The organism is Oceanobacter mangrovi (genome assembly GCF_019740315.1).
GTDB lineage: Bacteria > Pseudomonadota > Gammaproteobacteria > Pseudomonadales > Oceanobacteraceae > Oceanobacter > Oceanobacter mangrovi.
In genome coordinates this window covers 104,347-129,183 of the sequence record NZ_JAHXZR010000001.1, presented here as the reverse complement: position 1 = coordinate 129,183, position 24,837 = coordinate 104,347, and the positions used below count along the sequence as shown (strand labels likewise).

At 57.4% G+C, this 24,837-nt stretch carries 21 protein-coding genes; 10 read left to right on the top strand and 11 right to left on the bottom strand.

Annotation, left to right across the window (positions count from 1 at the left end):
* Positions 1-223 precede the first annotated feature (223 nt).
* The 4 genes from K6123_RS00550 (at position 224) to argE (K6123_RS00535) (ending at position 3,952) form a co-directional block, all read left to right on the top strand.
* On the top strand, positions 224-1,489 hold the full coding sequence (locus K6123_RS00550) for a flavin-containing monooxygenase (protein ID WP_221793089.1): 1,266 nt from the start codon (positions 224-226) through the stop codon (positions 1,487-1,489).
* Positions 1,490-1,537: 48 nt separating this feature from the next.
* The gene (locus K6123_RS00545; RefSeq protein ID WP_221793087.1) at positions 1,538-1,963 is read left to right on the top strand and encodes a RidA family protein; all 426 of its coding nucleotides are present in this window, start codon (positions 1,538-1,540) and stop codon (positions 1,961-1,963) included.
* Positions 1,960-2,631: a DUF1028 domain-containing protein gene (locus K6123_RS00540; RefSeq protein WP_221793085.1), complete on the top strand. Its 672-nt coding sequence runs from the start codon at positions 1,960-1,962 to the stop codon at positions 2,629-2,631. The genes K6123_RS00545 and K6123_RS00540 overlap by 4 nt, the downstream gene beginning before the upstream one ends.
* A gap of 142 nt (positions 2,632-2,773) precedes the next feature.
* The gene (gene argE / locus K6123_RS00535) at positions 2,774-3,952 is read left to right on the top strand and encodes an acetylornithine deacetylase (RefSeq protein WP_221793083.1); all 1,179 of its coding nucleotides are present in this window, start codon (positions 2,774-2,776) and stop codon (positions 3,950-3,952) included.
* A gap of 409 nt (positions 3,953-4,361) precedes the next feature.
* On the opposite strand, the gene K6123_RS00530 is transcribed toward argE (K6123_RS00535), so the two are convergent.
* From K6123_RS00530 to K6123_RS00510, 5 genes are all read right to left on the bottom strand, one after another.
* Positions 4,362-6,023 carry a GMC family oxidoreductase gene (locus tag K6123_RS00530; RefSeq protein ID WP_221793082.1) on the bottom strand — a complete coding sequence of 554 codons (1,662 nt, stop codon included), beginning with the start codon at positions 6,021-6,023 and terminating at the stop codon, positions 4,362-4,364.
* Between the two features lie 23 nt (positions 6,024-6,046).
* Positions 6,047-6,886 carry an ABC transporter ATP-binding protein gene (locus K6123_RS00525; protein WP_221793080.1) on the bottom strand — a complete coding sequence of 280 codons (840 nt, stop codon included), beginning with the start codon at positions 6,884-6,886 and terminating at the stop codon, positions 6,047-6,049.
* Positions 6,874-7,677 (bottom strand): ABC transporter permease, encoded by an 804-nt coding sequence (locus tag K6123_RS00520; protein ID WP_221793078.1) that lies wholly within the window; start codon positions 7,675-7,677, stop codon positions 6,874-6,876. The genes K6123_RS00525 and K6123_RS00520 overlap by 13 nt, the downstream gene beginning before the upstream one ends.
* Before the next feature lie 11 nt (positions 7,678-7,688).
* Entirely contained in the window at positions 7,689-8,678 is a 990-nt protein-coding gene (locus K6123_RS00515; RefSeq protein WP_221793076.1) for an ABC transporter substrate-binding protein, read from the bottom strand.
* A 220-nt stretch (positions 8,679-8,898) separates the two neighbouring features.
* Entirely contained in the window at positions 8,899-9,879 is a 981-nt protein-coding gene (locus K6123_RS00510; RefSeq protein WP_246624542.1) for a LysR family transcriptional regulator, read from the bottom strand.
* A gap of 296 nt (positions 9,880-10,175) precedes the next feature.
* On the opposite strand from K6123_RS00510, the gene K6123_RS00505 reads away from it, so the two are divergent.
* A complete protein-coding gene (locus K6123_RS00505) occupies positions 10,176-11,513 on the top strand; it encodes an aminotransferase (protein ID WP_221793074.1) in 1,338 nt (445 codons plus the stop codon).
* Positions 11,514-11,533: 20 nt separating this feature from the next.
* Here the strand turns inward: K6123_RS00505 and K6123_RS00500 are convergent, their stop codons facing one another.
* The 3 genes from K6123_RS00500 to argE (K6123_RS00490) form a co-directional block, all read right to left on the bottom strand.
* A complete protein-coding gene (locus tag K6123_RS00500) occupies positions 11,534-12,340 on the bottom strand; it encodes a spermidine synthase (RefSeq protein WP_221793072.1) in 807 nt (268 codons plus the stop codon).
* Positions 12,341-12,347: 7 nt separating this feature from the next.
* The gene (argA, locus tag K6123_RS00495; protein ID WP_221793070.1) at positions 12,348-13,658 is read right to left on the bottom strand and encodes an amino-acid N-acetyltransferase; all 1,311 of its coding nucleotides are present in this window, start codon (positions 13,656-13,658) and stop codon (positions 12,348-12,350) included.
* 75 nt (positions 13,659-13,733) lie between these two features.
* Positions 13,734-14,915, bottom strand: a complete 1,182-nt coding sequence (gene argE, locus K6123_RS00490) for an acetylornithine deacetylase (RefSeq protein ID WP_221793068.1) — start codon at positions 14,913-14,915, stop codon at positions 13,734-13,736.
* A 53-nt stretch (positions 14,916-14,968) separates the two neighbouring features.
* Here argE (K6123_RS00490) and K6123_RS00485 point away from each other — a divergent pair, with 53 nt between their 5' ends.
* The 4 genes from K6123_RS00485 to K6123_RS00470 all read left to right on the top strand — a co-directional run bounded on the left by K6123_RS00485 (position 14,969) and on the right by K6123_RS00470 (position 20,012).
* Positions 14,969-16,096, top strand: coding sequence for a CYTH domain-containing protein (locus tag K6123_RS00485; protein ID WP_221793066.1), 1,128 nt, complete (start codon positions 14,969-14,971; stop codon positions 16,094-16,096).
* Positions 16,097-16,131: 35 nt separating this feature from the next.
* Positions 16,132-17,904, top strand: a complete 1,773-nt coding sequence (tfpB, locus tag K6123_RS00480) for a type IV pilus assembly ATPase TfpB (RefSeq protein WP_221793064.1) — start codon at positions 16,132-16,134, stop codon at positions 17,902-17,904.
* 152 nt (positions 17,905-18,056) lie between these two features.
* Entirely contained in the window at positions 18,057-18,551 is a 495-nt protein-coding gene (locus tag K6123_RS00475) for a 3'-5' exonuclease (protein ID WP_221793062.1), read from the top strand.
* A gap of 189 nt (positions 18,552-18,740) precedes the next feature.
* Positions 18,741-20,012, top strand: a complete 1,272-nt coding sequence (locus K6123_RS00470; protein ID WP_221793060.1) for an intermediate filament family protein — start codon at positions 18,741-18,743, stop codon at positions 20,010-20,012.
* Between the two features lie 30 nt (positions 20,013-20,042).
* Here K6123_RS00470 and lpxL read toward each other — a convergent pair whose 3' ends face one another.
* Genes lpxL through hldE form a run of 3 tightly spaced genes read right to left on the bottom strand, consistent with a single transcriptional unit; the run spans position 20,043 to position 23,409 of the window.
* The gene (gene lpxL, locus K6123_RS00465; RefSeq protein ID WP_221793058.1) at positions 20,043-20,951 is read right to left on the bottom strand and encodes an LpxL/LpxP family Kdo(2)-lipid IV(A) lauroyl/palmitoleoyl acyltransferase; all 909 of its coding nucleotides are present in this window, start codon (positions 20,949-20,951) and stop codon (positions 20,043-20,045) included.
* A 55-nt stretch (positions 20,952-21,006) separates the two neighbouring features.
* The gene (gene rfaD, locus K6123_RS00460) at positions 21,007-21,975 is read right to left on the bottom strand and encodes an ADP-glyceromanno-heptose 6-epimerase (RefSeq protein ID WP_221793056.1); all 969 of its coding nucleotides are present in this window, start codon (positions 21,973-21,975) and stop codon (positions 21,007-21,009) included.
* Between the two features lie 3 nt (positions 21,976-21,978).
* Positions 21,979-23,409 carry a bifunctional D-glycero-beta-D-manno-heptose-7-phosphate kinase/D-glycero-beta-D-manno-heptose 1-phosphate adenylyltransferase HldE gene (gene hldE / locus K6123_RS00455; protein WP_221793054.1) on the bottom strand — a complete coding sequence of 477 codons (1,431 nt, stop codon included), beginning with the start codon at positions 23,407-23,409 and terminating at the stop codon, positions 21,979-21,981.
* 96 nt (positions 23,410-23,505) lie between these two features.
* Here hldE and waaA point away from each other — a divergent pair, with 96 nt between their 5' ends.
* Positions 23,506-24,786 (top strand): lipid IV(A) 3-deoxy-D-manno-octulosonic acid transferase, encoded by a 1,281-nt coding sequence (waaA, locus tag K6123_RS00450; protein WP_221793052.1) that lies wholly within the window; start codon positions 23,506-23,508, stop codon positions 24,784-24,786.
* Positions 24,787-24,837: the final 51 nt, after the last annotated feature.

Genomic DNA, 24,837 nt, shown 5'->3' with positions numbered 1-24,837 from the left:
GCAATGTATTGTTTTTTTTAATATAGCCATGGCAGTGGCCGTTATATCGGCCCTTTAATGGCTGTATAAGGTTTCCCAATGCAGCCCAGCAAATAAAAATATTTTAAGCGATGTGAAAATCTTTCTAGCCTGAATTTCATTGGCAGTGACCACTGAGGATATATATCCACCGGTCGTTACTGGCGCATTTATTGGTATTGCGAAATAGATAACAGGCGATGAAATGACCATGAATAACACGGAAATCGATACCCTGATTGTGGGTGGCGGACAGGCCGGTATTGCTGTCAGCGAACATCTGGGCAAATTGAAAGTGCCGCACGTGCTGCTGGAACGTGATCGTCTGGCCGAACGCTGGCGCACCCAGCGCTGGGATTCCCTGGTTACCAATGGTCCGGTCTGGCATGACCGTTTTCCCGGCTTGCTGTTTGAAGGTCTGAAGGGTGATGAATTTGCCGCCAAGGATCGTGTTGCCGATTACCTGGCCGAATACGCCGACCTCTACAACAGCCCCTACAAAACCGGTGTTGAAGTGCAGCAGGTGGTGCGTAACCAGGGCAAGGCCGGTTTTACCGTCACCACCAGCGATGGCACTTATGACGTCAAACGTGTGGTGGTCGCGACCGGGCCGTTCCAGATTCCGGCCATTCCGCCTATCGCGCCAACCGACAGTGACCTGACCCAGATGCATTCAGCGGAATACAAGAATCCGCAACAACTGCCAGACGGAGCTGTGCTGGTGGTCGGTGCCGGTTCTTCCGGGGTGCAGATTGCCGATGAGCTGAACCGCGCAGGCAAGCAGGTTTACCTGTCGGTTGGCCCGCACGATCGTCCACCGCGTCGTTACCGTGATCGTGACTTCGTCTGGTGGCTGGGAGTGCTGGGTTTGTGGGACAAGGAAGAAGTGACCCCGGGCCGTGAGCACGTCACCATCGCCGTCAGTGGTGCCCGTGGCGGTGAAACCATTGATTTCCGTCGTCTCGCCAATGAAGGCATCCAGCTGGTGGGTGTCACCGCCGGTTTCGCCGACGGCAAGGTGACCTTTAACGACGATCTGGTGCGCAACATTGCCGAAGGCGATGCCAACTACCTGTCGGTACTGGATGCTGCTGATCGTTACATCGAACGTAATGGTCTGGAGCTGCCAGAAGAGCCGCAGGCGCGTGAACAGCTGGCCGACCCTGAGTGCATGCAGCAACCATTACGCGAGCTGGATCTGGCGGCGGCTGGCATCAGCACCATCATCTGGGCTACCGGTTTCCGTCAGGATTTCAGCTGGCTGCAGGTTGATGCGTTTGACGAGCAGGGCAAACCCAAACATGCCCGTGGCGTGTCGTCCGAGCCGGGTGTGTATTTTGTTGGCCTGCCGTGGTTGTCCCGCCGTGGTTCCAGCTTTATCTGGGGCGCCTGGCACGATGCCAAGCACGTCGCCGATCACATTGTTACCCAACGCAAATACAGCGATTACCGTTCCGGCTCTGAGGCCTGATTGAACGCTGATCGCAACGACTGAATAAACGATCGAAGGAGCATTTCGGTGCCAACACACACTCGTATTCGTATGTTTAACACCCGCGACACCTACCCGAACCAGACGCTGGACAACGATCTGTGTCAGGCGGTGCGGGCCGGTAACACGGTTTATGTGCGCGGCCAGGTCGGCACAGATTTCGACGGCAATCTGGTGGGGCTGGGCGATCCGGCCGCGCAGGCAGAGCAGGCGATGAAAAACGTCAGCCAACTGCTGCAAGAAGCCGGTTCTGACATGTCCCACATTGTCAAAACCACCACCTACATTACGGATCCGCGTTTCCGCGAGCCGGTTTACCGGGAAGTCGGCAAGTGGCTGAAAGGGGTATTCCCGATCTCCACCGGGCTGGTGGTTGCTGGTCTGGCGCAGCCGGAATGGCTGATGGAAATCGACGTGATTGCGGTGATCCCGGACGAGGAGGCAGGCCAGTGACCTTTTCAGTGGCAGGCATCTGCCCGGATACCGGCATGGTCGGCTGTGTGATTACCTCATCCAGCATTTGTGTGGCCAGCCGTTGTGCCTACACCCGCGATGACGTCGGCGTGGCACTGACCCAGAACGTGACCAACCCCTTGCTGGGGCCGCTGGCGCTGGATCTGCTGGAGCAAGGCCAGACACCGGCAAACATTTTGCCGCTGCTGAGCAATGCCGATACCAATATCCAGTACCGCCAGCTGGGCTTGCTGGCGGCCAATGGCGAAGCCATGACTTTCAGTGGCTCGGAAGCACTGGGGATCCATGCCACGGCCACCGGCAAGAACTGTCTGGCGCTGGGCAACCTGCTGGCCAACGATACGATTCCGGCAGCCATGGTGGCAGCCTTTGAAGCTGCTGAGGGGCCGCTGGCGGAACGTCTGCTGACGGCACTGGAAGCCGGTCTGGCGGCCGGTGGTGAAATGGGTCCGCTGCATTCTGCCGGCTTGAAGGTCAGTGCGGCGTCGGGTTGGCCGGTGGTCGATCTGCGGGTCGACTGGCACATCGCGCCACTGACGGAATTACGGATGATCTGGCAAGCCTACAAACCGCAGCTGAATGACTACGTCACCCGGGCGGTGCAGCCGGATGCGGCAGCATCGTTCGGGGTGCCGGGCGACGAATAAATCGTCTGTGCAGCTGCTGTCCTGTCTGCTGTGGATTGTTGTTATTCGGGGCCGGTCTGGTTAACACCAGACCGGTTTTGTTGTTTTCGGCAGACAGGACTTTGAATTGTTACCTGTGATTTTTTGAAGAGAAACCGTTGATATGCCATCGCCACGTACTCGCGAGATTCTGCAACAGCTGATTGGTTTTGATACCACCAGCGTGAATTCCAACCTGCAACTGCTGGACTACATCCGTTCGCTGCTGCAGCAAGAGGGCGTCGACTGCCAGCTGGTGTACGACGAGCAGGGCCAGAAAGCCAACCTTTACGCCACCATCGGGCCACAGGACAAACCCGGCGTGATGCTGTCGGGCCATACCGATACCGTGCCGGTTAGCGGTCAGGCCTGGACGCTGCCGCCGCATCAGCTGACGGAACAAATTCAGGCGGATGGCTCAAGCCGCTGGTACGGCCGTGGCACCACGGACATGAAGGGGTTTATCGCGGTGGTGCTGGCGGCGGTGCCGGAGATGCTGGCGCAGCCATTACATACACCGATTCACCTGGCGTTTTCCTATGATGAGGAAATCGGCTGTATCGGTGTGCGTCGCCTGATCGACACCCTCAAAAGCCTGCCGGTCAAACCGGCGATGGGCATTATTGGCGAGCCGACCCGAATGAAAGTGGTGACGGCCCACAAGGGCAAGTTGGCCGCCAGGGTCACCGTCACCGGCAAGGAATGCCATTCCGGCATGGCGCCGCTGGGCGTTAACGCCATCAACTACGCCGCCCGGCTGATCGTCTGGCTGGAACAGCTGGCACGCCAGAAGCGTTTGTCGGGGCCGTTTGAAGAAGGCTATGAAATCCCCTACACCACGGTGCACACCGGAGTGGTGAAGGGTGGTCAGGCGCTCAATATCGTGCCGAACCACTGTGAGTTTGTGTTTGAATTCCGCAATGTCGCCGCCGAGTCACCACGGGATCTGCTGGCGGCTTTCCGCGCCTATGCTGCAGAAGTGGAAGCAGAAATGCGCCAGCAGCACGCTGACTGTGCAATCGCTATCGACATCACCTCGGAATACGCCGGTCTGGCGACCGCTGAAGACGAAGACGTGGTGGCCTTTGTGCAGCAACTGACGGGCGAACAGGACACCGCCACCATCAACTTTGGCACCGAAGGCGGCTTGTTCAGTCAGGTGCTGGGAGTGCCCAACGTGGTGTGCGGGCCGGGCAGCATGGATCAGGGCCACAAGCCGGATGAGTATATTGAAACGGCCGAGCTGGAGCGTTGCGAAGCCATGCTGCAGCGGCTGATCCAGCGTTTGTCGCAGGTCTGTTAATGCTTGATCGGCTTGTCAGGGAGCCGCCCGGCTCCCAATACCAGGCTGTATGGATCCTGAAGCAGTTTCAGCATGACTTGGGTTTTCCAAAGTCGTCATCCCGGACGCGAAGCAGATCCGGGATCCATGTGGCGGCGAATTAAATCGAGTCTGTATGGATCCTGAAGCAAGTTCAGGATGACACGGGTTTTCCAAAGTCGTCATCCCGGAGGCGAAGCCGATCCGGGATCCATGAGGCGGTGAATCAATACGAGACTGTATGGATCCTGAAGCAAGTTCAGGATGACGATAGTTTTCCAAAGTCGTCATCCCGGACGCGAAGCAGATTCGGGATCCATACGGCGGTGAATTAAATCAAGTCTGTATGGATCCTGAAGCAAGTTCAGGATGACGCGGGTTTTATCAGGCCTCAGGCTGGCTCTGCGGCTTGGCTTGAGCTGTTTGCCATCTCGGCCGCTATCGCCGTCGTTGAGCGACTGCCATTCAGAATCAGATCCGCTGCTTTTTCACCAATCATGATGCAGGGCGCATTGGTATTGCCGCTTACCAATGTCGGCATAATGGAAGCGTCGGCGACCCGCAACCCCTCAATACCGTGAACCTTCAGCTGCGGACTGACCACTGCCATGGCGTCCGTGCCCATCTTGCAGGTGCCGACCGGGTGGAACACGGTCGCAGCGTAGTCGCGGATGTTGGCCAGCATCTGCTCGTCAGTCTGCACCTGTGCGCCGGGCAGCATTTCCTGGCCGCGACTGTCGTCATAAGCCGGGTCGGCCAGTACCTTGCGCGCCAGTCGCATGCCTTCCATCAACACTTTGGCGTCGTCCATATCGGCAAGGAAGTTGTAGTCCAGCTGCAGCTCGCGCTGTGGCCCCAGACGTAATTCACCAATGCTTTTCGGCCGCAATACACAAACGTGGATAGCGTAGCCGTGGCCCCATTCAAACAACCGACCACGATGGCTGCGGTAACCCGGTACATAGTGGAATTGCACGTCGGGAATATCGTCCTTGCCTGCCAGCGGGGTTTTGAAGAAGCCACCGGCTTCAACATAGTTGGTGGTCAGCCAACCCTTGCGACTGGCGAAGTAGCGGAACGGGGAAGCCAGTATCTGTGGCAGCGAACCGAGCGAAAAGCCCAGCGTGCTGCAGTTGCCGGAGCGTACGGTGACCAGACCATCGAGGTGATCCTGCAGGTTCTGGCCGACGCCGGGCAGGTTGGCCTTGATGTCGATGCCTGCTGCCATCAGCTGGTCAGCCGGGCCAATGCCGGACTTCATCAGAATATGTGGTGAGCCCAGCGAACCGGCGCAAAGGATGACTTCCTTGCGGGCCAGCAGGGTTTGCTGGTTGGCCAGCTCAAGACCCGTAACACGCTTGCCCGCCATGACCAGCCGCTCCACTTCGACGCCGGTGCGGACGCTGAGGTTACTGCGCTGCGCCAGTACCGGGGCGACAAAAGCCTGGTAGCTCGACAGCCGTTTGCCATCTTTTTGGGTCAGGTTGTAGATGCCGCAGCCTTCCATTTCGGCGCCGTTGAAGTCGCTGTTCTCCTTGACGCCCAGCGCGCTTTGCGCGGCTTTGAGGAATCGCTGACTGAACGGATTGGGATCTTTCGGCCGGTCGACCAGCAATTCGCCGTTCTGGCCGTGCAGGGACGGGTCCTGACCGAGCAGGTTGCGTTCGGACTTGCGGAACATCGGCAACACGTCGTTCCAGCCCCAGCCGGGGCAACCGGCGGCTTCCCATTTGTCGTAGTCACTGGCGTGGCCACGAATGTAGATCATGCTGTTCATCGACGCCGAGCCGCCCAGCACCTTGCCGCGCGGGCAGTGCAACTGCCGGTTGTTGAGGCGGCTTTGCGGCACGGAAAAGTAATTCCAGCTGTACGTCGGGCTTTTGTAGAGGGTGATGGTGCCGGCCGGAATCCGGATGCGCGGGTTGTTGTCGCTGCCACCGGCTTCCAGCAGCAGCACCCGGCAGTCGGGGTCGGCGCTGAGGCGGTTGGCGAGTACGGAACCGGCCGAGCCAGCTCCTACAATGATGTAATCGAATGCTTCTGGCTGGCTCATATTGGCTGGTTCTCACTGAAGGCTTAGTGCATGGCTTCGAGGTCGTCGTGCAGCAGGTTCATAACCCGCCGTTTGAGCGCGATAAACTCGGGTTCCATGGCCATTTCAAGGGTACGTGGATGGCTGATGTCGACGTCGATGATCTCGCGGATATGACCCGGGCGAGCGCCCATCACAAACACGCGGTCACCCAGCAGGATGGCTTCGTCAATGTCGTGGGTAACGAACACCACGGTTTTTTTGCTGTGCTCCCACACCCGCAACAGCAGCTGTTGCATCTGCAAGCGGGTCTGGCTGTCGAGGGCGCCAAACGGCTCGTCCATCAGCAGGATTTGCGGGTCGTTGGCCAGCGCCCGGGCAATTGCCACGCGCTGTTTCATGCCGCCAGAGAGCTGCTTGGGATAGTTATCGGCGAAGTTTTCCAGCCCGACTTCCTTGAGATAGTGGGCAACGATGTCCTGGCGCTCAGCCGCACCGACTTTCTTGCGCTTGAGGCCAAACTCAATGTTTTCGCGCACCGTCAGCCAGGGGAACAGGGTGTAGCCCTGGAATACCATGCCACGATCAGGGCCCGGTGCAGTGACGGTTTTACCGGCCACTTCGATCGAGCCTTCGGTGGGATGATTGAGTCCGGCGGTCAGGTACAGCAGGCTGGATTTACCGCAGCCGGAAGGCCCAACGATCACCGCGAATTCCTGCTCGCGAACTTCCATACAGATGTTTTCCAGCGCGGTGAACTCGCCACCGTCCGGTTTCGGGAAACGCAGGGAAACATTGTTGATCGCCAGCTGCACCGGCCGTTGCTCAACGGCAGCGTCTGCTGCCGCCGGAGCCACTGCGTGGAGGGTTTTCAGTTGGCCCATGCGCCTAACCTCGTACGTAAAAAGCGGAAGAACTGATCCGTCACCAGACCCAGCAGGCCAATGATGACGATGGCAAGGAAGATGACGTCGACCTGGAAGCCGCGCATCGCCTTGAGGCTGATGTAACCCAGGCCACTGGAAGCAGCGACCAGTTCGGCCACCACCAGATAGGTCCAGGCCCAGCCAATGGTAACGCGCAGGGTGTCGAGGACGCCGGGCAGCGAGGCTGGCGCAATCACATGCACCATCACATCACGACGGTTGGAGCCGAGGGTGTAGGCTGCCTGCATCAGGTCTTTGGAAACACCACGGGCGATATCCGCGACCATCACCAGCTGCTGGAAGAACACGCCGAAAATAATCACGGTAATGCGCTGTTCCAGACCAATGCCGATCCACAGAATAAACAGCGGTACAAACGAGGTTACCGGCAGGTAGCGAACGAAGTTCACCAGCGGTTCGAGGAAGGCCTGCACGATGCGGAAACTGCCCATCATCAAACCCAGTGGCACCGCCACCACCGAGGAAATTACAAAACCAATTACCACCACTTCAAAGCTGGCCCAGATGTGGTTCATCAGGGTGCCATCGGCCGCCAGTCGCTGACCGGCCTGAAACACTTCCCAGGGGGAAGGCAAAAACATATCCGGGACGACGTCGGCCGCCGCCAGCACTACCCAGGCGAGGATTACCAGTGCCCAGCCAATTACGCCAGTCGACAGAATGAGCTGCCGGGGCAGCTCCTCCCGTGGAGACAGACAGGCGCTTAATACGCCACGTTTCTGTGCCATCGTGCCAAACCTCAGTCGATAAAATCAGTAGTGACCAGCTGGTCATAGGTGACGTTGAGTTCGGTGCCCTGCAAGGCGCTCCAGGTCTCGTTGGCGGTGCTGATCAGGCTCTTGATATCGCCGCCCATCAGCTTTTCGTTCATGGCCTTGTCGTAGAAACGGACGTTGGCAGCGGCTTCGGCGAAGTCTTTCGGGTCCGCCAGGTAACCACCAACCCCCTTGGCCATGATCTTGTAGGCTTCCTGTGGGTGCTCTTTGGTGTATTCCACGGCACGGTAGATGCCTTCAACCAGCGCGGTAACGTCGGCTGGCTGGTTCTGGATCACGTCACAGCTGAGTGCCACGACGTCAACGATCACGCCCGGCGTGGCAGCACTGTCGATCAACACCTTGCCGGTGTTGCTGGCCTTGGCCATTGACAGGTTTGGTTCCCAGGTCACGGCTGCCGGGATACGGCCGGCCATAAAGGCACTGGCGGCATCGTCAGCAGTCATGTTCTGGATCTTCAGATCTGCCATCGACATGCCGTTCTGCTTCAGCAGGTACGACAGCCAGAACTGCGATACCGAGCCTTCGTTAACCGCAACCTGCATGCCTTTGAGGTCTTTGATGGAATTAACGCCGTTGCCCACCAGAATGCCGTCACCACCGTAGCTTTCATCCAGTGCGACCACGGACTGGAAGCAGAACTTGGAACGGTACTTGAGGATTTCATCAACCGTCGAGGCGGAACCACTGAGGTGGCCAGAGGCCTGCGCAGCCATGTACATGGAGGCTTCTTCGATGGTCTTGAGGTTAACGGTCAGACCCTTTTCCTCGAAGTAACCGAGATCACGCGCCAGATACAGGGTGCCGTAGCCGACCCAGGTGGTGTGGCCAATCGACAGTTCGCCAGCGTTGGTGACATTGGCTGCAGTACCGGCCAGCATGGCGATACCGGCAGTCAGTAAGGTGTTGGTGCCTTGCTGACGAACATGGGATATGACGTTTTTGATCTTCATGCGTGAGTGCCCCATCAGGTGAATAAATCAATTCATAGGTGATGTTTAAAAGTTAATCGTCTGGGGCGGGTGTTCATCAATTATCTTTTTCCTTACGCCTGAATCATATTTTATTATCCAGTGAATGAATGAACCTTAATTGTGCAGGCATAAAAAAAGCGCCTCATATGTGGGCGCTTTTGTGGTCTGAAATAGCAGAATATAACGAATAATCGAGCCATTAATGGGTCGGTAATACCCTGTTATTGGTATTTCCGGGTGGCACGGAAAGCGCCATCGAATAGCCATTATTGTCATTCATAAATTCGGCTACATATTGTTTTATATCGTCGATAAAGGCCGCCGCCGCCGGAGTGCTGATGGTGTCCTGCAAGCGGGCAACCCCGAGTGCCAGCGGCACCAGTGGCTCCTCGATTGGCAGCGCTACCAGATGGTCCGAACTGCTGTCGCCGGACATCGGCATGTTCAGCAGTGAATAACCCAGACCGTTGGCCACCATGCCACGGGCCATGCTCAGTGAGTGGGTGCGGAAGGCGCAGTTGGGTTTCAGCCCCAGCGAGATAAACAGCGACATAAAGTACTGGCGGCTGACCGGCCAGTCGAGCATCACCAGTGGTTGTTCGGCCAGTTCAGCCATCGATACCGAACGCCGGTTGGCGAGCGGATGATCCGTGCTGACCACGGCGTAGGGCGGCAGTGACACCAGTGGTTCGAAGCTGATGCTGGCGGGCAATTCCATATCGTAGGTGATGCCCAGCTCGTAGTCGCAGTTCTGGATGCCTTCGATCAGGTTCTTCTGGTGCAGCTCGCGGCAATCAACGTACACCGACGGGTACTTGTCCATAAAGCCTTTCAGAATCCGTGGCAGTACCGCGCCCGTGACGGTCGGGAAGCCCGCCACCTTGAGGGTGCCGGTGATTTCAGTACTCAGGCTGCTGGCAAACTGGGCCAGACTTTCGGCTTCCTGCAGCAGGTTTCTGGCCTTGCGATAGAACTCTACCCCTTGCGGCGTCAGGCTCAGCCCCTGGGCATGATGGCGGACAAACAGCTTCAGCCCGGTGACGTCTTCCAGATGCAGAATGGCAGACGAAATCGACGGCTGCGAAACGTACAGCAGCTCGGCGGCCTTGGTGACACTCTGGTGTTCACCGGCAACGGCAAAATAGCGCAATTGTTTGAGGGTAAAGTTCATCGGTTTCATGGCTGGGAATCCTGCTGGTTTGCTGCCGTTCTTTGGTGCCGTTTTTCGGTGTCGTGGCAGTGAAACCACGCTTAGGAAAAACTGATGCAAATTTGATTTTGCTTATTTTTTTCTTAAGCATGGTTCAGGCCAGACTGCGATGCCAGTGAAAAATGCTGAATAGATTTTTTTGATGCAGTGCTTCTGAACACGCGATCAAGCAAGCCGGACTTCTTTGCTATGTTGTTGCCAGTCAATTCTGAAATAACCAAACCGGCTGTTTGCCAGCAGCACAACAGCCGTAGCTGGAGCACGTGATGGATACCATTATCTACCCGATCACCAACCTCAAAACCGGTGCCGAGATGAGCATCGTCCGTGGTGACGGCATCTATGTTTATGACGATCAGGGCAAGCGTTACCTCGAAGGTATGTCTGGCCTCTGGTGTACGTCGCTGGGTTATGGCAACCGTGAGCTGGTGGAAGCGGCCTGCCGCCAGATGACCGAGCTGTCCTATTCCTCGATGTTTTTCGGCAAAAGCCACCCGATGGGTGAAGCGCTGGCAGAAAAGCTGAAAGCACTGGTGCCGGTTGAAAACGCCCACATGTTTTTTGGTAACTCCGGCAGTGACGCCAACGACACCCAGCTGAAGATCCTGCGTTATTACTTCAACGCCATCGGCAAGCCGGAAAAGAAAAAGATCATCGCCCGTCAGCGTTCCTACCATGGCATCACCGTGGGAGCCGCCTGTCTGACCGGGCTGGAAGTGAATCATACCAACTTTGACCTGCCGATTGATGCGCTGGGTGTGCTGCGTACCGACGCGCCCTTCTATTACCGCGACAAGCTGGAAGGCGAAACCGAAGTCCAGTTTGTAGACCGTATTGTTGGCAACCTCGAAGCCATGATCCTGCGGGAAGACCCGGCCACCATCGCCGCCTTTATCGCGGAGCCAATTACCGGTGCCAGTGGTGTGATCGTGGCACCAGACGGTTATTACGAAAAAGTGCGGGCGCTGCTGGCGAAGTACGACATCTTCTTTATTGCTGACGAAGTGATTACCGGCTTCGGTCGTACCGGCAAGGCATTTGGTAGCGATACCATGAACATCGGCAAGCCAGACATGATGAGCGTGGCGAAGCAGTTGTCGTCTGCCTATCAGCCGATCAGTGCGGCGATTGTGAAAGGCGATATCTACGATGCGCTGGTGGAGCCGAGTAACCAGATCGGCGTATTTGGCCACGGTTACACCTACTCCTGTCACCCGGTTGCAGCAGCGGTGGCGCTGAAGACTCTGGAAATCTATGAGCGTGACAACATCTTTGGTCAGGCGGCGGAAACCGGTGCCTATCTGCAGCAGCAACTGCAACGCTACCGCGCCCACCCGCTGGTCGGTGAGGTACGTGGCCACGGCCTGATGGCGGCGGTTGAACTGCAGAATCATGCTCGCAACGAAGCCTTCCCGCTAACCGTATCGGAATTCCTCCGTCGTGCCTGTCAGGCAGAAGGTCTGATTCTGCGCGATGTCGGCACTGCGATGGCTTTCTGTCCACCACTGATCATCACCAAGGCTCAGATCGACGAGCTGCTGGCAATGTTCGACCGTGCGTTAGAGAAAACCAGCCAGTTTGTTCAGCAAGCTGGACTGGTTTGATTGCAAAGTCTGGACAGGCGTCAGCGCGGGCCGCGCTGACGATTGCGATAGAAGGGTTTGGCGGCTTGCCAGAGGTTGAATTTGGCGGCTGTGGATAACTCTTTGGCCTGCTGGCGGAGGGTTTTCTCGCTCAGCAGCAGCGGCTCGGCGGCGTCTTCAAGCAGTGGTTTCTGTGCCCACAGAATCCAGTTGCCGTCTTTGGTGGTGGCGTGCAGCACTTCCGGGAAGCGCTGCTTCAGCTGCCATAACCACAGCGGTTCGTCCCTGTGTTCACGCCAGAAATTCAGCACCAGCCAGCCGCCCGGTGCCAGGTGGCGGTAACAGCGTTCGATAAACTGCTGCTGCAACTGTTGCTGGTCGAGTCCATCGGCCAGAAACAGATCACTCATCAGCCACTGGCATTGGCCAGCCTCAGCCTGATCCAGCCACTCTCCGGCTTCTTCAATATGAATCTGCAACCGGCCATTACGTGGCAGGTAAAAGAACTGGCGGGCGATATCGGCAACCGCCTTGCGCAGCTCAACAATGGCGATTTCAGCTTCCGGTAACAGGTGATGCATCACCCGCGGCAGCGAGCCGCCACCCAATCCCAGCATGGTGATGTGGGCGGGCGACTGGTCGGCGAACATCAGCAAGGACGCCAGCATGGCGCGACTGTAGTCGTGCTGCAGCTGTAACGGGTCCTGTTTCAGCATGCAGCTTTGTTCGTCGGCGGTGCCAAAGCTGAGGTAGCGTTTGTTGCCGTCATCAAATACCTGGATCAGACCCAGTTCATCAATACGGCGGTGGATCTCAAAGTTCAGCAGGAACCATTCGCTGGCGGTCATTAACTACTCAGTTTTGCAGGCTTTTCAGGAATACCTTGGAATTGCGCTGGAAGTTGTACAGCTTCTGGCGTTCTTCCGGCAGGTCGGTCACCGCACCGGCGACAAAGCCGTGCTCAACAAACCAGTGGGCGGTACGGGTGGTCAGCACAAACAGCTGTTTGTACTGCCGCCGCCGGGCTTCCTGCTCGATCTGTTCCAGTAGCTGGCGACCACGGCTGCTGCCACGGTAGTCCGGATGCACGGCAACGCACGCCAGTTCGGCACGGTCGTCGGAGTACGGATACAGGGCCGAGCAGGCGGTGATCATGCCGTCGCGTTCAATCACGTAAAAACGGTTCAGCTCGGTTTCCAACAGCTCGCGCGAACGCCGCACCAGAATGCCGGCTTCTTCCAATGGCCGCAGCAGTTCCAGAATACCGCCTACGTCTTCTATACGGGCTGGCCGCAGGTGATCGTATGGGTCCTGACTGATCATGGTGCCCATGCCTTCACGGGTGAACAGCTCTTCCAGCAGTGCGCCATCGTTCTGGTAGCTGACCAGATGCGCCCGTGGCACGCCGTGACTAACGGCTTTCAGAGCAGCTTCCGAGTGGTTCCGGGCCTCACCCTGATAACTGTGCAACACCTGTTCGAGCAGGCCGCAGGTGACTTCCGGCAGGCTGTTGCCGTCACTGTCGACCAGCCCGTCGTAGCCGCCCATCAGGATCAGTTTGTCAGCCCGCAGGCTGACGGCGGTGTGTTGGGCGACGTCTTCGACCGCGAGGTTAAAAACTTCACCGGATGGTGAATAGCCCAGGCAGCTCAGCAGTACCACGTTGCCACCCGCCAGCAGATCACTGATGGCGCTGTGGTCAACCCGCCGCACTTCACCGGTGTGCTGGAAGTCGATGCCGTCAATGACGCCCAGCGGCCGGGCAATCACAAAGTTACCGCTGACGACCCGCATGCGAGCACCGTACATCGGCGTGTTCGGCAAGCCGACCGACATCTTCGATTCGATGTCAGCCTTGACGTAACCGACCGCGGCTTTTACCGCCGTGAGGGCCTGATCATCGGTGATGCGTAGATCCCGGTGAAACGCGCTTTTGGCTCCCAATCGTCGCAGTGCCGTGTCGATTTGTGGACGGGCGCCGTGTACCAGTACCAGTCGAACGCCAAGGCTGTTAAGCAGGGCGATATCCTGAACGACATTGGTAAAGTTGGGATGGACAATGGCGTCGCCTTCAAACATCACCACAAAGGTTTTGCCGCGATGGGCATTGATGTATGGCGAAGACTGACGGAACCATTGCACATAAGCGGTGGTATCCGGGTTCAATGCAATTCCTCTGTTTGGTCGGGGTGGAATGGTTGCCGATGGTCTGAACGGGTTCAGACCATCGGCAAGGCAGATTTAATCACGCGCGTCGGCAGCGTCAACGCAAAACTGCCGGATTAGTGAACGCAGCAGGCTGACGCAGGGGTCAATCTGATCGAACGCCAGAAATTCATCGACCTGGTGGGCCTGATCGATGCTGCCAGGGCCCATCACGATGGTTTCAAAGCCGAGCTCCTGCAGGAAGGGGGCTTCGGTGGCAAAGGCAACCGCTTCGCTACGATAACCCGTCAGGCGTTCAGCCGCTTGTACCAGTGGGCTCTGCTCTGAAGTTGAGAAGGGCTCAATACCGGGGAACAGGGTTTCCAGTTCAAATTGCACCTGATTCTGGGCAGCGATGGGGCTCAGTCGACGACGGATTTCCTCACGCAGGTCGTCGTTGCTCATGCCGGGCAGGGCACGCAGGTCGAACGCCAGCTCACAGCTGCCACAGATACGGTTGGGGTTGTCACCACCGTGGATACAGCCCAGGTTGAGGGTCGGCGTTGAGACGGCAAAATGGGCGTTGTGGTATTGGGCGCTGAGATCACGACGGATATTTTTCAGTTCACCAATCACATCGTGCATGGCATCAATGCTGTTGATACCCAGATCCGGATTGGAGGAGTGGCCGGCCTTGCCGGTCAGCCGCACGGTTTCCATGATGATGCCCTTGTGCATGCGGATTGGCCGCAGGCTGGTGGGTTCGCCAATCACCGCATAACGCCCCTTGAGGTTGCCCTGCCGCGCCAGGGCACGCGCACCAACCATCGAGCTTTCCTCATCGGCAGTTGCCAGCACCATTAAGGGCTGTTTGAAATCCGCCGCCCTGAACACCTGTACGGCTTCGAGAATCATCGAGAAGAAGCCTTTCATGTCGCAAGTGCCGAGACCGTAATAACGGTTATCCCGCTCCGTCAGCACGAACGGATCGCTGCGCCACAATTCCGGGTTGCACGGCACGGTATCGGTATGGCCGCTGAGTACCAGGCCGCCGTCGCCCTTACCCAGTGTCGCCAGCAGGTTGGCCTTGCCTGGTGCGCCAGCAATGGGCAGCACTTCGATGGCAAAACCCAGGCTTTCAAACCAGCCTGCAAGGGTGTCTATGACTGCCAGGTTGCTCTGGTCGTATTGCGGCAAAACCGAGCTGATACTGTTGATACCAATCAGACTGGTCAGCGATTCAACAATTGATGGGACTTTATTGACAGAACTGGACATGCTGCACGGACCTTGCGCTTGCGCTGGCTGATGCGGGTCACGACAATAGCGCCATGACCCATGAAATCGAACTCAAATTGCGTTTTGATCCAGCCGCCGCCGACCGTCTGGCAAACCTGCTTGACCAGCTGACTGGCAAGGGCGATCAATTCACGCTGAATAATCGTTACTATGACACGCCTGACGCGCGCTTGTCGCGTGCTGCCTGTGCGCTGCGGGTACGGCAAAAAGGGCCAGCTTTTGAGCAGACCCTGAAGACCCGTGGCAGCCATCAGGGCGGCTTGTCAGTGCGGCGTGAATGGAACTGGCCACTGGTCTCTGCCGAGCTGGATGAACAGCTGTTGCAGAGTGGTGAGGTGCCGCAATTCTGGCCCGCTGAGGTGGCCGTGGCGGATTTGGTTGCCCTCTTCTCGACCAATTTTGAACGTCGTCGCTGGCTCTGGTCAGCCGCCGACCAGCAGGTCGAAATTGTAATGGATCGTGGTGCTGTCGAAGCCGCAGGCCAGCAACAACCTCTGTGCGAGCTGGAACTGGAACTACTGCAGGGCGAACCGCAGTGCCTGTGGCAGCTGGCGCAATCGCTGTGTGGCCAGGTACCGCTGTGGATCAGTGACATCAGCAAGGCTGAACGTGGCTTCAAGCTGGTTGGAATGGGCCGCAGCTGGACCCCCTCCAGCCTGGTCTTGCCTGCCGAGCCCAATGAATCTGAATGGCTGGCGGCACTGGAGCAATGTGACGAAGGCCTGCAACGGGCGCTCGAAGCCTGTCTCTGGGATCAGGGCGCTGAGGCTGCCGCGGCTCGGCCACGGCTGGCTCACTATCTGTTGCTGCTGCAGGGACTGTTGGCCCAGCGTGTGCTTCCAGCAGAGCTGGAGGTCGTGGTTGCCGCACTGGATAGCGGTGTGAAGACGCTGCTGGTCAGCGCGGCTGCTTTGTCTGACGATTGTTCGATTGAGCTGTCAGCTGCACTGCTGGCGCTGGGTGGCTGGTTGTACGACTGTCATCAGCAGGCGCCACAATTACCTGTCTTGACCCACAGTCGTGACGCACATCTAGCAACCGCGAATCAATTTGCGGTGCAATACTACCGGCTGATTCAGCAGCAGCCACTAACCGCTGGCGAACCATGGCCAGCAGTATTATTGGACTGGCTACAGGAACACGGCTCAGTCACTCACTAAATTCACCCTGCCTATACAATCCCGGGAGTTTGCTCATGCACGCTGGTTCTGACCGTTACCTCACGCTTGGTGGTTTGCTGGAGGACTTGCGACGGGATGCGGTATTACAGCCAGCGGATTATGAAGCGGCACTGGGTATTCGGCGGCCTGCCGGCGACACCACTACCCACCCGCTGACGTTGCTGGCCAAGCAGAGTTTTGAAGATGGACGACGGCCCGGTCGCAAACTCAATGAAGACGTCTTGTGCGAGTGGTTGGCCGGACGTTTCAAACTGGGTTTTTTCCCCATAGATCCGCTCGAAATTGATGTCACGGCGGTCACTGATGTGATGTCCTACGCCTTTGCTGAACGGCATCGGATTCTGGCAGTCAAGGTGACCCGTGATGAAGTCTGGGTCGCTACTGCGGAACCAGAGGTCACAGGCTGGATCAGTGACGTCGAACACGTGTCCCGGCGGATGGTGAAACGGGTGATCAGTACGCCGTCGGCGCTGGAGCGTTTCCGGGTCGAATTCTATCAGCTGGCCAATTCGGTCAGCCGGGCCCGTGGCGATCATTCCGGTGTCAGCTCGGTGCAGAACCTTGAATCCATGCTTGAACTGGGTAAGGCCAAGGCACCGGACGCCAACGATGAGCACATCGTCAATATCGTTGACTGGCTGCTGCAATACGCCTTCGACCAGCGTGCCTCGGATATTCACCTCGAACCACGCCGTGAAGTTGGCCACGTGCGCTTCCGCATCGACGGTGTGTTGCACAACGTTTATGAGCTGCCGGGCCAGGTCAGTAACGCGGTGATCGCCCGTTTCAAATCGCTCGGACGAATGAACATCGCCGAGAAGCGCAAACCCCAGGACAGTCGTTTGAAGACCCGTACGCCAGCAGGCCAGGAAGTGGAGTTGCGTCTGTCGACGCTGCCAACGGCCTTTGGTGAAAAAATGGTGATGCGGATCTTTGACCCCTCGGTGCTGGTACGCAGCTTTAATGAACTGGGGTTTGGCAAGGAAGACCAGCGTCGCTGGGAACACATGGTCGCCAACAACCATGGCATTGTGTTTGTGACCGGGCCAACCGGTTCCGGTAAAACCACCACGCTGTATTCGACCCTGAAGCAGCTGGCGACGCCGGAAGTGAATGTCTGCACCATCGAAGATCCGATCGAGATGGTCGAATCCTCATTCAACCAGATGCAGGTGCATCCCGGCATTGAACTAACGTTCGCCAGTGGTGTGCGGGCACTGTTGCGGCAGGACCCGGATATCATCATGGTGGGTGAGGTGCGTGACCTCGAAACTGCCGAAATTGCCGTGCAGGCGGCGTTGACCGGCCACCTGGTGTTATCGACCCTGCACACCAATGATGCGCCTTCCGCCTTTACCCGCCTGCAGGAGCTGGGTTTGCCAGCCTACCTGATTCGTTCCAGCGTATTGGGGGTGATGGCCCAGCGTCTGATCCGCACACTTTGTCCGCATTGCAAACAAAAACATCCGACCGATGACGCTGCCTGGAAACAGCTGACCGCGCCCTGGCTGGTGAAAACGCCGGAGTTTGTCTACACCGCCAAAGGCTGCCTGGAATGCCGCAATACCGGCTATATGGGACGTATGGGTATCTATGAAGTGATGCCGATGACCGAGTCGCTGGAAGGGCTGATTCACGATTCCACCGACCAGACCAAACTGCGTCAGGCGGCCATGAAAGAAGGCATGCACAGCTTGCGTTTGAGTGGCGCCCACAAAGTTGCCGCAGGCTTGACTACAATGGAAGAGGTTATGCGGGTTGCGCCGCTGGGACGGCATACGAACTAGCGGCTGCTGACTGGCAGGGCACCAGAGCGTGGTTTGAGCTGCGCACTAATGCCAATTAGCTCGCACTAGCCTTGCAAGTCCGTAGTGCCGGCGTGTAACTATCGTTACAATACCGTCCCTTGATTCACTACCGTCGTAAACAGGTAACCGTTGTGCAAATAGTCGTCCCGCCCATCATCGATCTGGAAGCATCAGGCTTCGGCTCGGGCAGTTATCCGATTGAGATCGGATACGCGCTGGAGGATCGGGTCGTGCACAGCTGCCTGGTAAAACCGGCGGAGCGCTGGACGCACTGGAGTGAGGAAGCGGAAAGCATGCATGGTATCTCCCGTGAGATGCTGCAGCAGGAAGGCCGCAGCATTCGCGAAGTGGCTATGTTCCTCAACGACCAGTTGCGTGGCAAAACGCTGTATTCCGATGCCTGGAGTTATGACAGCAGCTGGCTCGGACGCCTGTTCGATGAAGCTGAGCTGGTGCAACGCTTCCGTCTTGAAACCATCAACCGGCTGCTGACGCCGGAACAGATGGAAGCCTGGCATAACACCAAAAAATCACTCTGGAACGAAATGGCGATTGATCGCCATCGGGCTGCCAATGACGTGCGGGTGTTACAGGAAACCTATCTGCGGGTTAGCTCCCGCAACTAGCTCCCGCAGCCAGCCTTCCGCTGCGCGGTTGCCAGTCGATTTGGCAGGTGTCAGAAAAGACCGCTTTTGCGGCCAGACATTAGCTGTATGCTGGTTTTGGCATGCGATTCGGGATACATTGAGCGCTTTCTGGCCAACCGGACCCTGTCATTCGCCCCGCTGGCAGTTATTCGATTTCTGGAGATCAATATGGACATTAGCCAGTTGCAACTGCCATTGGTTCTGCAGGTAGTCACCCTGTTGCTTGTCTCAGCCATATTGGTCGTGGCACTGATTCGTATGGCATCGCTACAGAAGCAAATCAATCAGCTGAGCCAGCATCAGCGTCAGCAAGGCGACAGCAACTCCGAAAACCTTGATTCCGCGGTCAATGAAATCAAGGATCATTTTGAAATCAATCTATCGAATCTGGCTCGTGATGCCGACGATATTCGTCAAAACATGATCGTTAACGGTGAGCAAACCCAGCGGGCGCTGGAGTTGCAGGAACTGGCCTTCAGTGAAGCCACTACCGGCAATACCCGTATTCAGGATGTGATGTCGGAAAACTACCGTCGTCAGCACAAGTTGATCGAATCCCTTATGCAGGGTTCTGTGAATGCCTTTCGCGAACTGACTGACAAGGTTCGCTCGGAAATTCATACGGATCTGGAAAAGCACGACGCTGCCTTGCATACCATGAGCCATTCAGCGCAGCGCATGTCAGCCAATATGAGTGCGCATTTCAGTGAGGTCAGCCAGGATGTGCTGATCCTGAAAAAGGCCGTCGCGACCATCATCAAAAGTCTCAATGCCCAGGAAGTTGCCTTGTCAGGAATGCTGCAGCAGGAGCTGAGGCCCATCGATCAGCAACAGCAGGCACAACAACAGCAGCTGTTAAAAGCCCTCGACAAGATTCAGCTCAGCCTTGACATGGCCGACTCGGCCGCGCTGGCGCTGACTGATATTCAGCGTAGCCAACAGGCCCAGCGCCAGCAATTGCTGGACATTGCGGATACTACCAGCAGCACCCAGGAAGCTGCCGATGTGGCGCTGCGTAACCAGGTTGATATGGGTACCTTTGAGCGCCGGATTGAATCACTCGGCCAGGAGATGGCCGAGCTGTCGGTGGTGATGCAGCCAATGCTGGAGTCCGTCAGTGAAAACCAGGGCAAGGTTGCCGCGGCGGTTGATCTGACGGAACTGACCGAAGAATTGCGTGAGTGGTCGCAGGCGCTGACGGACGAATGGCAAAAGGCGCTGGAGCAACAGGCCGATGCTTCCCGCCGTCGGCAGTCTGAACTGACCCAGTATATCGACCAGTTGCAATCCAACCTGTCATCCGAGCTGGATGCCCTGCGCAATAATCAGCGACAGTCGAACGAAGAGCTGCAGCGGCTGCAAAATCTGCTCACACTGCTACAGGCTGAACGTACCAAGGTCGGCCAGCCCGCTGCGCCAACGGAATTACGGCTCGGCTGAACAGCAACTCATCCGGTTTAACCCGCCCACCTAACGGTAGAAGGATTGCTTGGATTCGCTCCGGTCCGGGCGGGTCTTGAAGCGCCGGTGTAGCCACAAATATTGCGACGGATGCTGGCGCAGCTGCTGCTCAATAAAGGCATTGGCCATACGGGCATCTTCCACATCATCGCCACTCGGGATTGGCAGTGGATCATGAATGGTGATGTCGTAGCTGTTATCGGCAGCACGGAAGTAGGTCATTGGCATGACCAGCGCATTACCGGCCTTGGCGATGCGTGAAGTGGCGGTGATGGTGGCTGCGGGGACACCAAAGAAGTCGACAAAAATGCTGTTCTTGCGACCAAAATCCTGATCCTGGGCATACCAGAGAATCTCGCCGTTTTTCAGACAACGGATAAACGAACGAATATCCTTGCGGGTAAAACAGCCGCGATAGAGTTTGTTGCGACGGCGCTCCATCAGCCAGTTCATCACCGGGTTATCTTGCGGCCGATAACTGATATTGGCAGGCAACTGGGTAATAAACAGCGCACCAGCCAGATCCAGCATGGAATAATGCGCCCCCAGTAACAGCACGCCCTTGCCTTCAGCTTGCGCCTGCCGCAGTTTGTCGAAACCGTGAAAACGGGTCCGGCTGGCGAGGTAGTCCGGTGCCCGAAACCAGCCAATCAGGGTCTCCATCAGGCCAATGCCGTTGTCGATAAAGACCTGTCGCACCAGCTCGGCACGTTGCTGCTCGGACTTTTCCGGGAAACACACCCGGATATTCACTTCGGCGATCTTGCGGCGACTTTTGCCAAACTTGTGCAGTAGCAGACCCAGCCGTTTGCCAATCGCCAATTGCCAGCTGAATGGCAAATGCGTCATGGCGATCAGCAGACCGATACCGATCCAGTTGAGCCAGAATCTGGGGTGTAACAGATGTTTCGGGGGCATGGAAATTCCTGGGAAATGAACGTGGAGCCCGGCTTTGAAGCGGGCTCCGGAGGAATTACTGGTTCAGCCATTCCATGTATTGATAGACGCCGGTTTTGACATCGGCAAATTCATCGCTGTAGCCAGCTGCACGCAGCGCGGAAATATCCGCTTCTGTGAAGCTCTGGTAGGCGCCCTTGAGCTTGTCCGGAAATTCGACATATTGCTTGCTGGCGGCTGTTCCCTGTTCGCCGTGCCAGCTGATGACCGCATCAGCGACTTCGTTGAAGCTCTGGCAGCGGCCGGTGCCGAGGTTGAAAATGCCGCTTTGGTCCGGGTTGTTCCAGAACCACAGGTTGACCTTCACCACGTCACCAACAAACACGAAGTCGCGACGCTGTTCGCCATCGGCGTAACCATCGTAGCCACCGAACAGCTTGCAGACGCCAGTGTCCTTGATCTGGTTGTTGAAGTGGAAGGCGACTGAAGCCATGCCGCCCTTGTGCTGTTCACGTGGGCCGTATACGTTGAAGTAACGGAACCCCACTACCTGGCTCTGGAACCGTTCTGGCTGACGGGCACGCAGCTGGCGTACGTATTGGTCGAACTGCCACTTGGAATAGCCGTAAACATTGAGAGGCTGCTCGTGCTCTCGCTCTTCACGGAACACCGCGCTGCCGCCATACACGGCAGCACTGGAGGCGTACAGATACGGAATCTTGTGGTCCAGACAGGCGTGCAGCAGGGCTTTGGAGTATTCGTAGTTGTTGGCCATCATGTAACGGCCGTCCCACTCGGTGGTATCGGAACAGGCACCCTCGTGGAAGATGACTTCAACGTCGTCGAGGATGCCGTCGTCCATCTCAACCCGCTGGATAAAATCGTCCTTGTCGAGGTAATCGAAAATATCGCAATCGTTGAGGTTGTAGAACTGGCGGCCGTTGCTGAGGTCGTCGACCACAATGATGTCGGTGCGGCCCATCTGGTTGAGAGTCTTGACGATGTTGGCGCCGATAAAACCGGCCGCTCCGGTGACAATGATCATAAATTAGTCCTCAGCCTGCTGGATTCGTTGAACAATGGCGGTGGTGGAACAGTTGTCCTTGAAGCTCAGTACGATGACTTCACCGCCATTTTGTTGCACACATTCGCCACCGGCGATCTGTTCGATGGTGTAGTCGCCACCTTTCACCAGAATATCTGGCAACAAGCGGCAGATCAGTCGTTGTGGGGTGTCTTCGCCAAACGGTACGACCCAATCGACGCTTTCGAGCCCGGCCAGTACCGCCATGCGGTGATCAAGCGGGTTGATTGGCCGACTTGGGCCTTTCAGGCGGGCGACGGATTCATCCGAATTCACCGCCACCAATAAACGATCTCCCAGTGCCTTGGCTTCTTTCAGGTACTGCACATGGCCCGGATGAATGATGTCGAAACAGCCGTTGGTCATCACCAGTTTTTCGCCACGGGCACGGGCGTCTTCAACCAGCAGTGCCAGACTTTCCTCATCAAATACACCGGCACCCTGATGGCTTTCGCTGCGCAATTCGCTACGCAGTTCTTCGGTGGTGACGGTGGCTGTGCCAAGCTTGCCAACCACGATTCCGGCACCGGTATTGGCCAATGCGGTGGCCTGCTCCAGCGAACAACCGGCTGCCAGCGAGGCCGCCAGCACTGAGATCACGGTATCACCTGCACCGGTAACGTCGTAGACCTCACGGGCACGGGTTGGCAGGTGGAAGGGTGTGACATCCTTGCGAATCAGCGTCATGCCCTTTTCGCTGCGGGTAACCAGCACGGCTTGCAGGTCAAACTGCTCGATCAGTCGCTGGCCGTTGGCGACCAGGCTTTCGTCGTCCGGGCAAGCACCGACCACGGCTTCAAATTCGCTCAGGTTCGGCGTGATCAGGGTGGCACCGCGATAGCGTTCGAAATCAGTGCCTTTGGGATCAACCAGCACCGGCACCTTGTGGGCGCGAGCGGCCTGGATCAGGCGCTGGGGATCGTTGAGGGAGCCCTTGCCGTAATCCGACAGAATCACCACGCCGGTATTGGCCAGTTGTTCATCGAACGACTGATACAGTGGGCTTAGATCGGTGGCATCAAACGCTTCTTCAAAGTCCAGCCGGATCAACTGTTGCTGGCGGCTGATAATCCGCAGCTTGGTGATGGTCGGATGGTTCGGATGCTGCAGAAACTGACAGTTGACCCCGGCATCGGCCAGCAGCTGTTGCAACTGACGACCGTTATCGTCCTGGCCGGTAATTCCCAGCAGCTGGATATTGGCGCCCAGGGTGGCAATATTCAGCGCTACGTTACCGGCGCCACCGGCGCGGTTTTCGCTGTCGCGGATACGGACCACCGGAACCGGTGCTTCAGGGGAAATTCTCGAGGTGGGACCGTGCCAGTAACGATCCAGCATGACGTCGCCATACACCAGCACATTGGCGCTGTGATAATTGGGGACCTGTACTTCCATCGGCGGATTCTGCAGCTCAAAAAATGGAGCGCCGAGTCTAGCACAGGCGGGGCTTGTGCTACCATTCGCCCGCTCTCGTAACCGGACCTGCTGCCCATGGCCAGACTGTTGTATTCCCTGCTGATGACCCTGTTATTGCCGCTGTTGCTGGGGCGGCTGTGGTGGCGTGGCCGCAAGAATCCCGGCTATCGCAGCCAGGTCTGGCAACGACTGGGATTGATTGCGCGTCAGCCGCAACCAGGCAGCATCTGGATTCATGCGGTTTCGGTGGGCGAGACGATTGCCGCCGCGCCCTTGATAGAAGCCCTGTTACAGACTTATCCACAACGCCGTCTCTGGATTACCAGTACTACTCCGACCGGTGCGGCCCAGGTGCAACGGCTGTTTGGTGATCGGGTTGGCAACAGCTTTATGCCGTACGACATTCCGCTGTTCTGGCGTTGGTTTGGTGGCCGTCTGCAACCGGCCTGTCTGATAGTGATGGAAACCGAACTCTGGCCCAATTTGTTGGCCTGGACTTCACGTCATCAGATTCCCAGCCTGCTGGCCAATGCCCGGCTATCGGCCAAATCTGCCCGTGGTTATCAGAAATTTGCGGCGCTGACCCGGCCGATGCTGCAACGGCTTGACTGGGTGGCGGCGCAGAACCCGGTTGATGGCCAGCGTTTTGTCGAGTTGGGATTGCCTGAGGAGCGGCTACAGATTACTGGCAGCATCAAGTTTGATGTCGCCATTCCGGCGGATATTCAGCGTCAGGCTCAGCAGCTGCGACAGCAATGGGGTAGTGAGCGGCCGGTATTGTTGCTGGCATCCAGTCATGCCGGAGAAGATGAGTTGTTGTTGGCAGCCTGGCAGCAGTTGCGCCAGCAATGGCCGGAATTATTGCTGCTGTTGGTGCCTCGTCACCCGGAACGTTTCGACGCTGTTGCAGCGTTGGCGCAGCAAGCAGGCTGTACTGTAGCGCGCCGTTCTGATGTCAGCGCTGGCGACCAGCCGCAGCTGTTTGTTGGTGACAGTATGGGCGAAATGTTGCTGTATCTGGCGGCGGCTGATCTGGTGGTGATGGGCGGCTCTCTGGTCGAGCGTGGTGGACATAACCCGATTGAACCGGCGGCGCTCGGCAAGCCAGTGCTGATGGGGCCACACTATTTTAACTTCCAGCTGATTGTTGATCAGATGGTCGCGGCGGGTGCGCTGCAATTAACGGCTGTTGAAACGCTGGCGGCGGATCTGGCGGCGCTGTTGGAAAACCCTCAGCAAGCCCGGCAGATGGGCCAGCACGGGCTGCAGTTGGTAGAGCAAAGCCGTGGCGTGGTCGAGCGGCTGGTGAAGATAACGGATCGCTTGTTGTCGTCGGGCCCCTGCATGCGGGGGTAACAAATCACCTGTATCTGTTACGTCCGATCCGTAGGGTCCCGGCATGCCGGA

Coding starts and splice junctions, on each gene's coding strand:
- K6123_RS00550 (WP_221793089.1), top strand. CDS start 224: ATGACCATGAATAACACGGAAATCGATACCCTGATTGTGGGTGGCGGA.
- argE (WP_221793083.1), top strand. CDS start 2,774: ATGCCATCGCCACGTACTCGCGAGATTCTGCAACAGCTGATTGGTTTT.
- K6123_RS00530 (WP_221793082.1), bottom strand. CDS start 6,023: ATGAGCCAGCCAGAAGCATTCGATTACATCATTGTAGGAGCTGGCTCG.
- K6123_RS00525 (WP_221793080.1), bottom strand. CDS start 6,886: ATGGGCCAACTGAAAACCCTCCACGCAGTGGCTCCGGCGGCAGCAGAC.
- K6123_RS00520 (WP_221793078.1), bottom strand. CDS start 7,677: ATGGCACAGAAACGTGGCGTATTAAGCGCCTGTCTGTCTCCACGGGAG.
- K6123_RS00515 (WP_221793076.1), bottom strand. CDS start 8,678: ATGAAGATCAAAAACGTCATATCCCATGTTCGTCAGCAAGGCACCAAC.
- K6123_RS00510 (WP_246624542.1), bottom strand. CDS start 9,879: ATGAAACCGATGAACTTTACCCTCAAACAATTGCGCTATTTTGCCGTT.
- K6123_RS00505 (WP_221793074.1), top strand. CDS start 10,176: ATGGATACCATTATCTACCCGATCACCAACCTCAAAACCGGTGCCGAG.
- K6123_RS00500 (WP_221793072.1), bottom strand. CDS start 12,340: ATGACCGCCAGCGAATGGTTCCTGCTGAACTTTGAGATCCACCGCCGT.
- argE (WP_221793068.1), bottom strand. CDS start 14,915: ATGTCCAGTTCTGTCAATAAAGTCCCATCAATTGTTGAATCGCTGACC.
- K6123_RS00485 (WP_221793066.1), top strand. CDS start 14,969: ATGACCCATGAAATCGAACTCAAATTGCGTTTTGATCCAGCCGCCGCC.
- tfpB (WP_221793064.1), top strand. CDS start 16,132: ATGCACGCTGGTTCTGACCGTTACCTCACGCTTGGTGGTTTGCTGGAG.
- K6123_RS00470 (WP_221793060.1), top strand. CDS start 18,741: ATGGACATTAGCCAGTTGCAACTGCCATTGGTTCTGCAGGTAGTCACC.
- lpxL (WP_221793058.1), bottom strand. CDS start 20,951: ATGCCCCCGAAACATCTGTTACACCCCAGATTCTGGCTCAACTGGATC.
- rfaD (WP_221793056.1), bottom strand. CDS start 21,975: ATGATCATTGTCACCGGAGCGGCCGGTTTTATCGGCGCCAACATCGTC.
- hldE (WP_221793054.1), bottom strand. CDS start 23,409: ATGGAAGTACAGGTCCCCAATTATCACAGCGCCAATGTGCTGGTGTAT.
- waaA (WP_221793052.1), top strand. CDS start 23,506: ATGGCCAGACTGTTGTATTCCCTGCTGATGACCCTGTTATTGCCGCTG.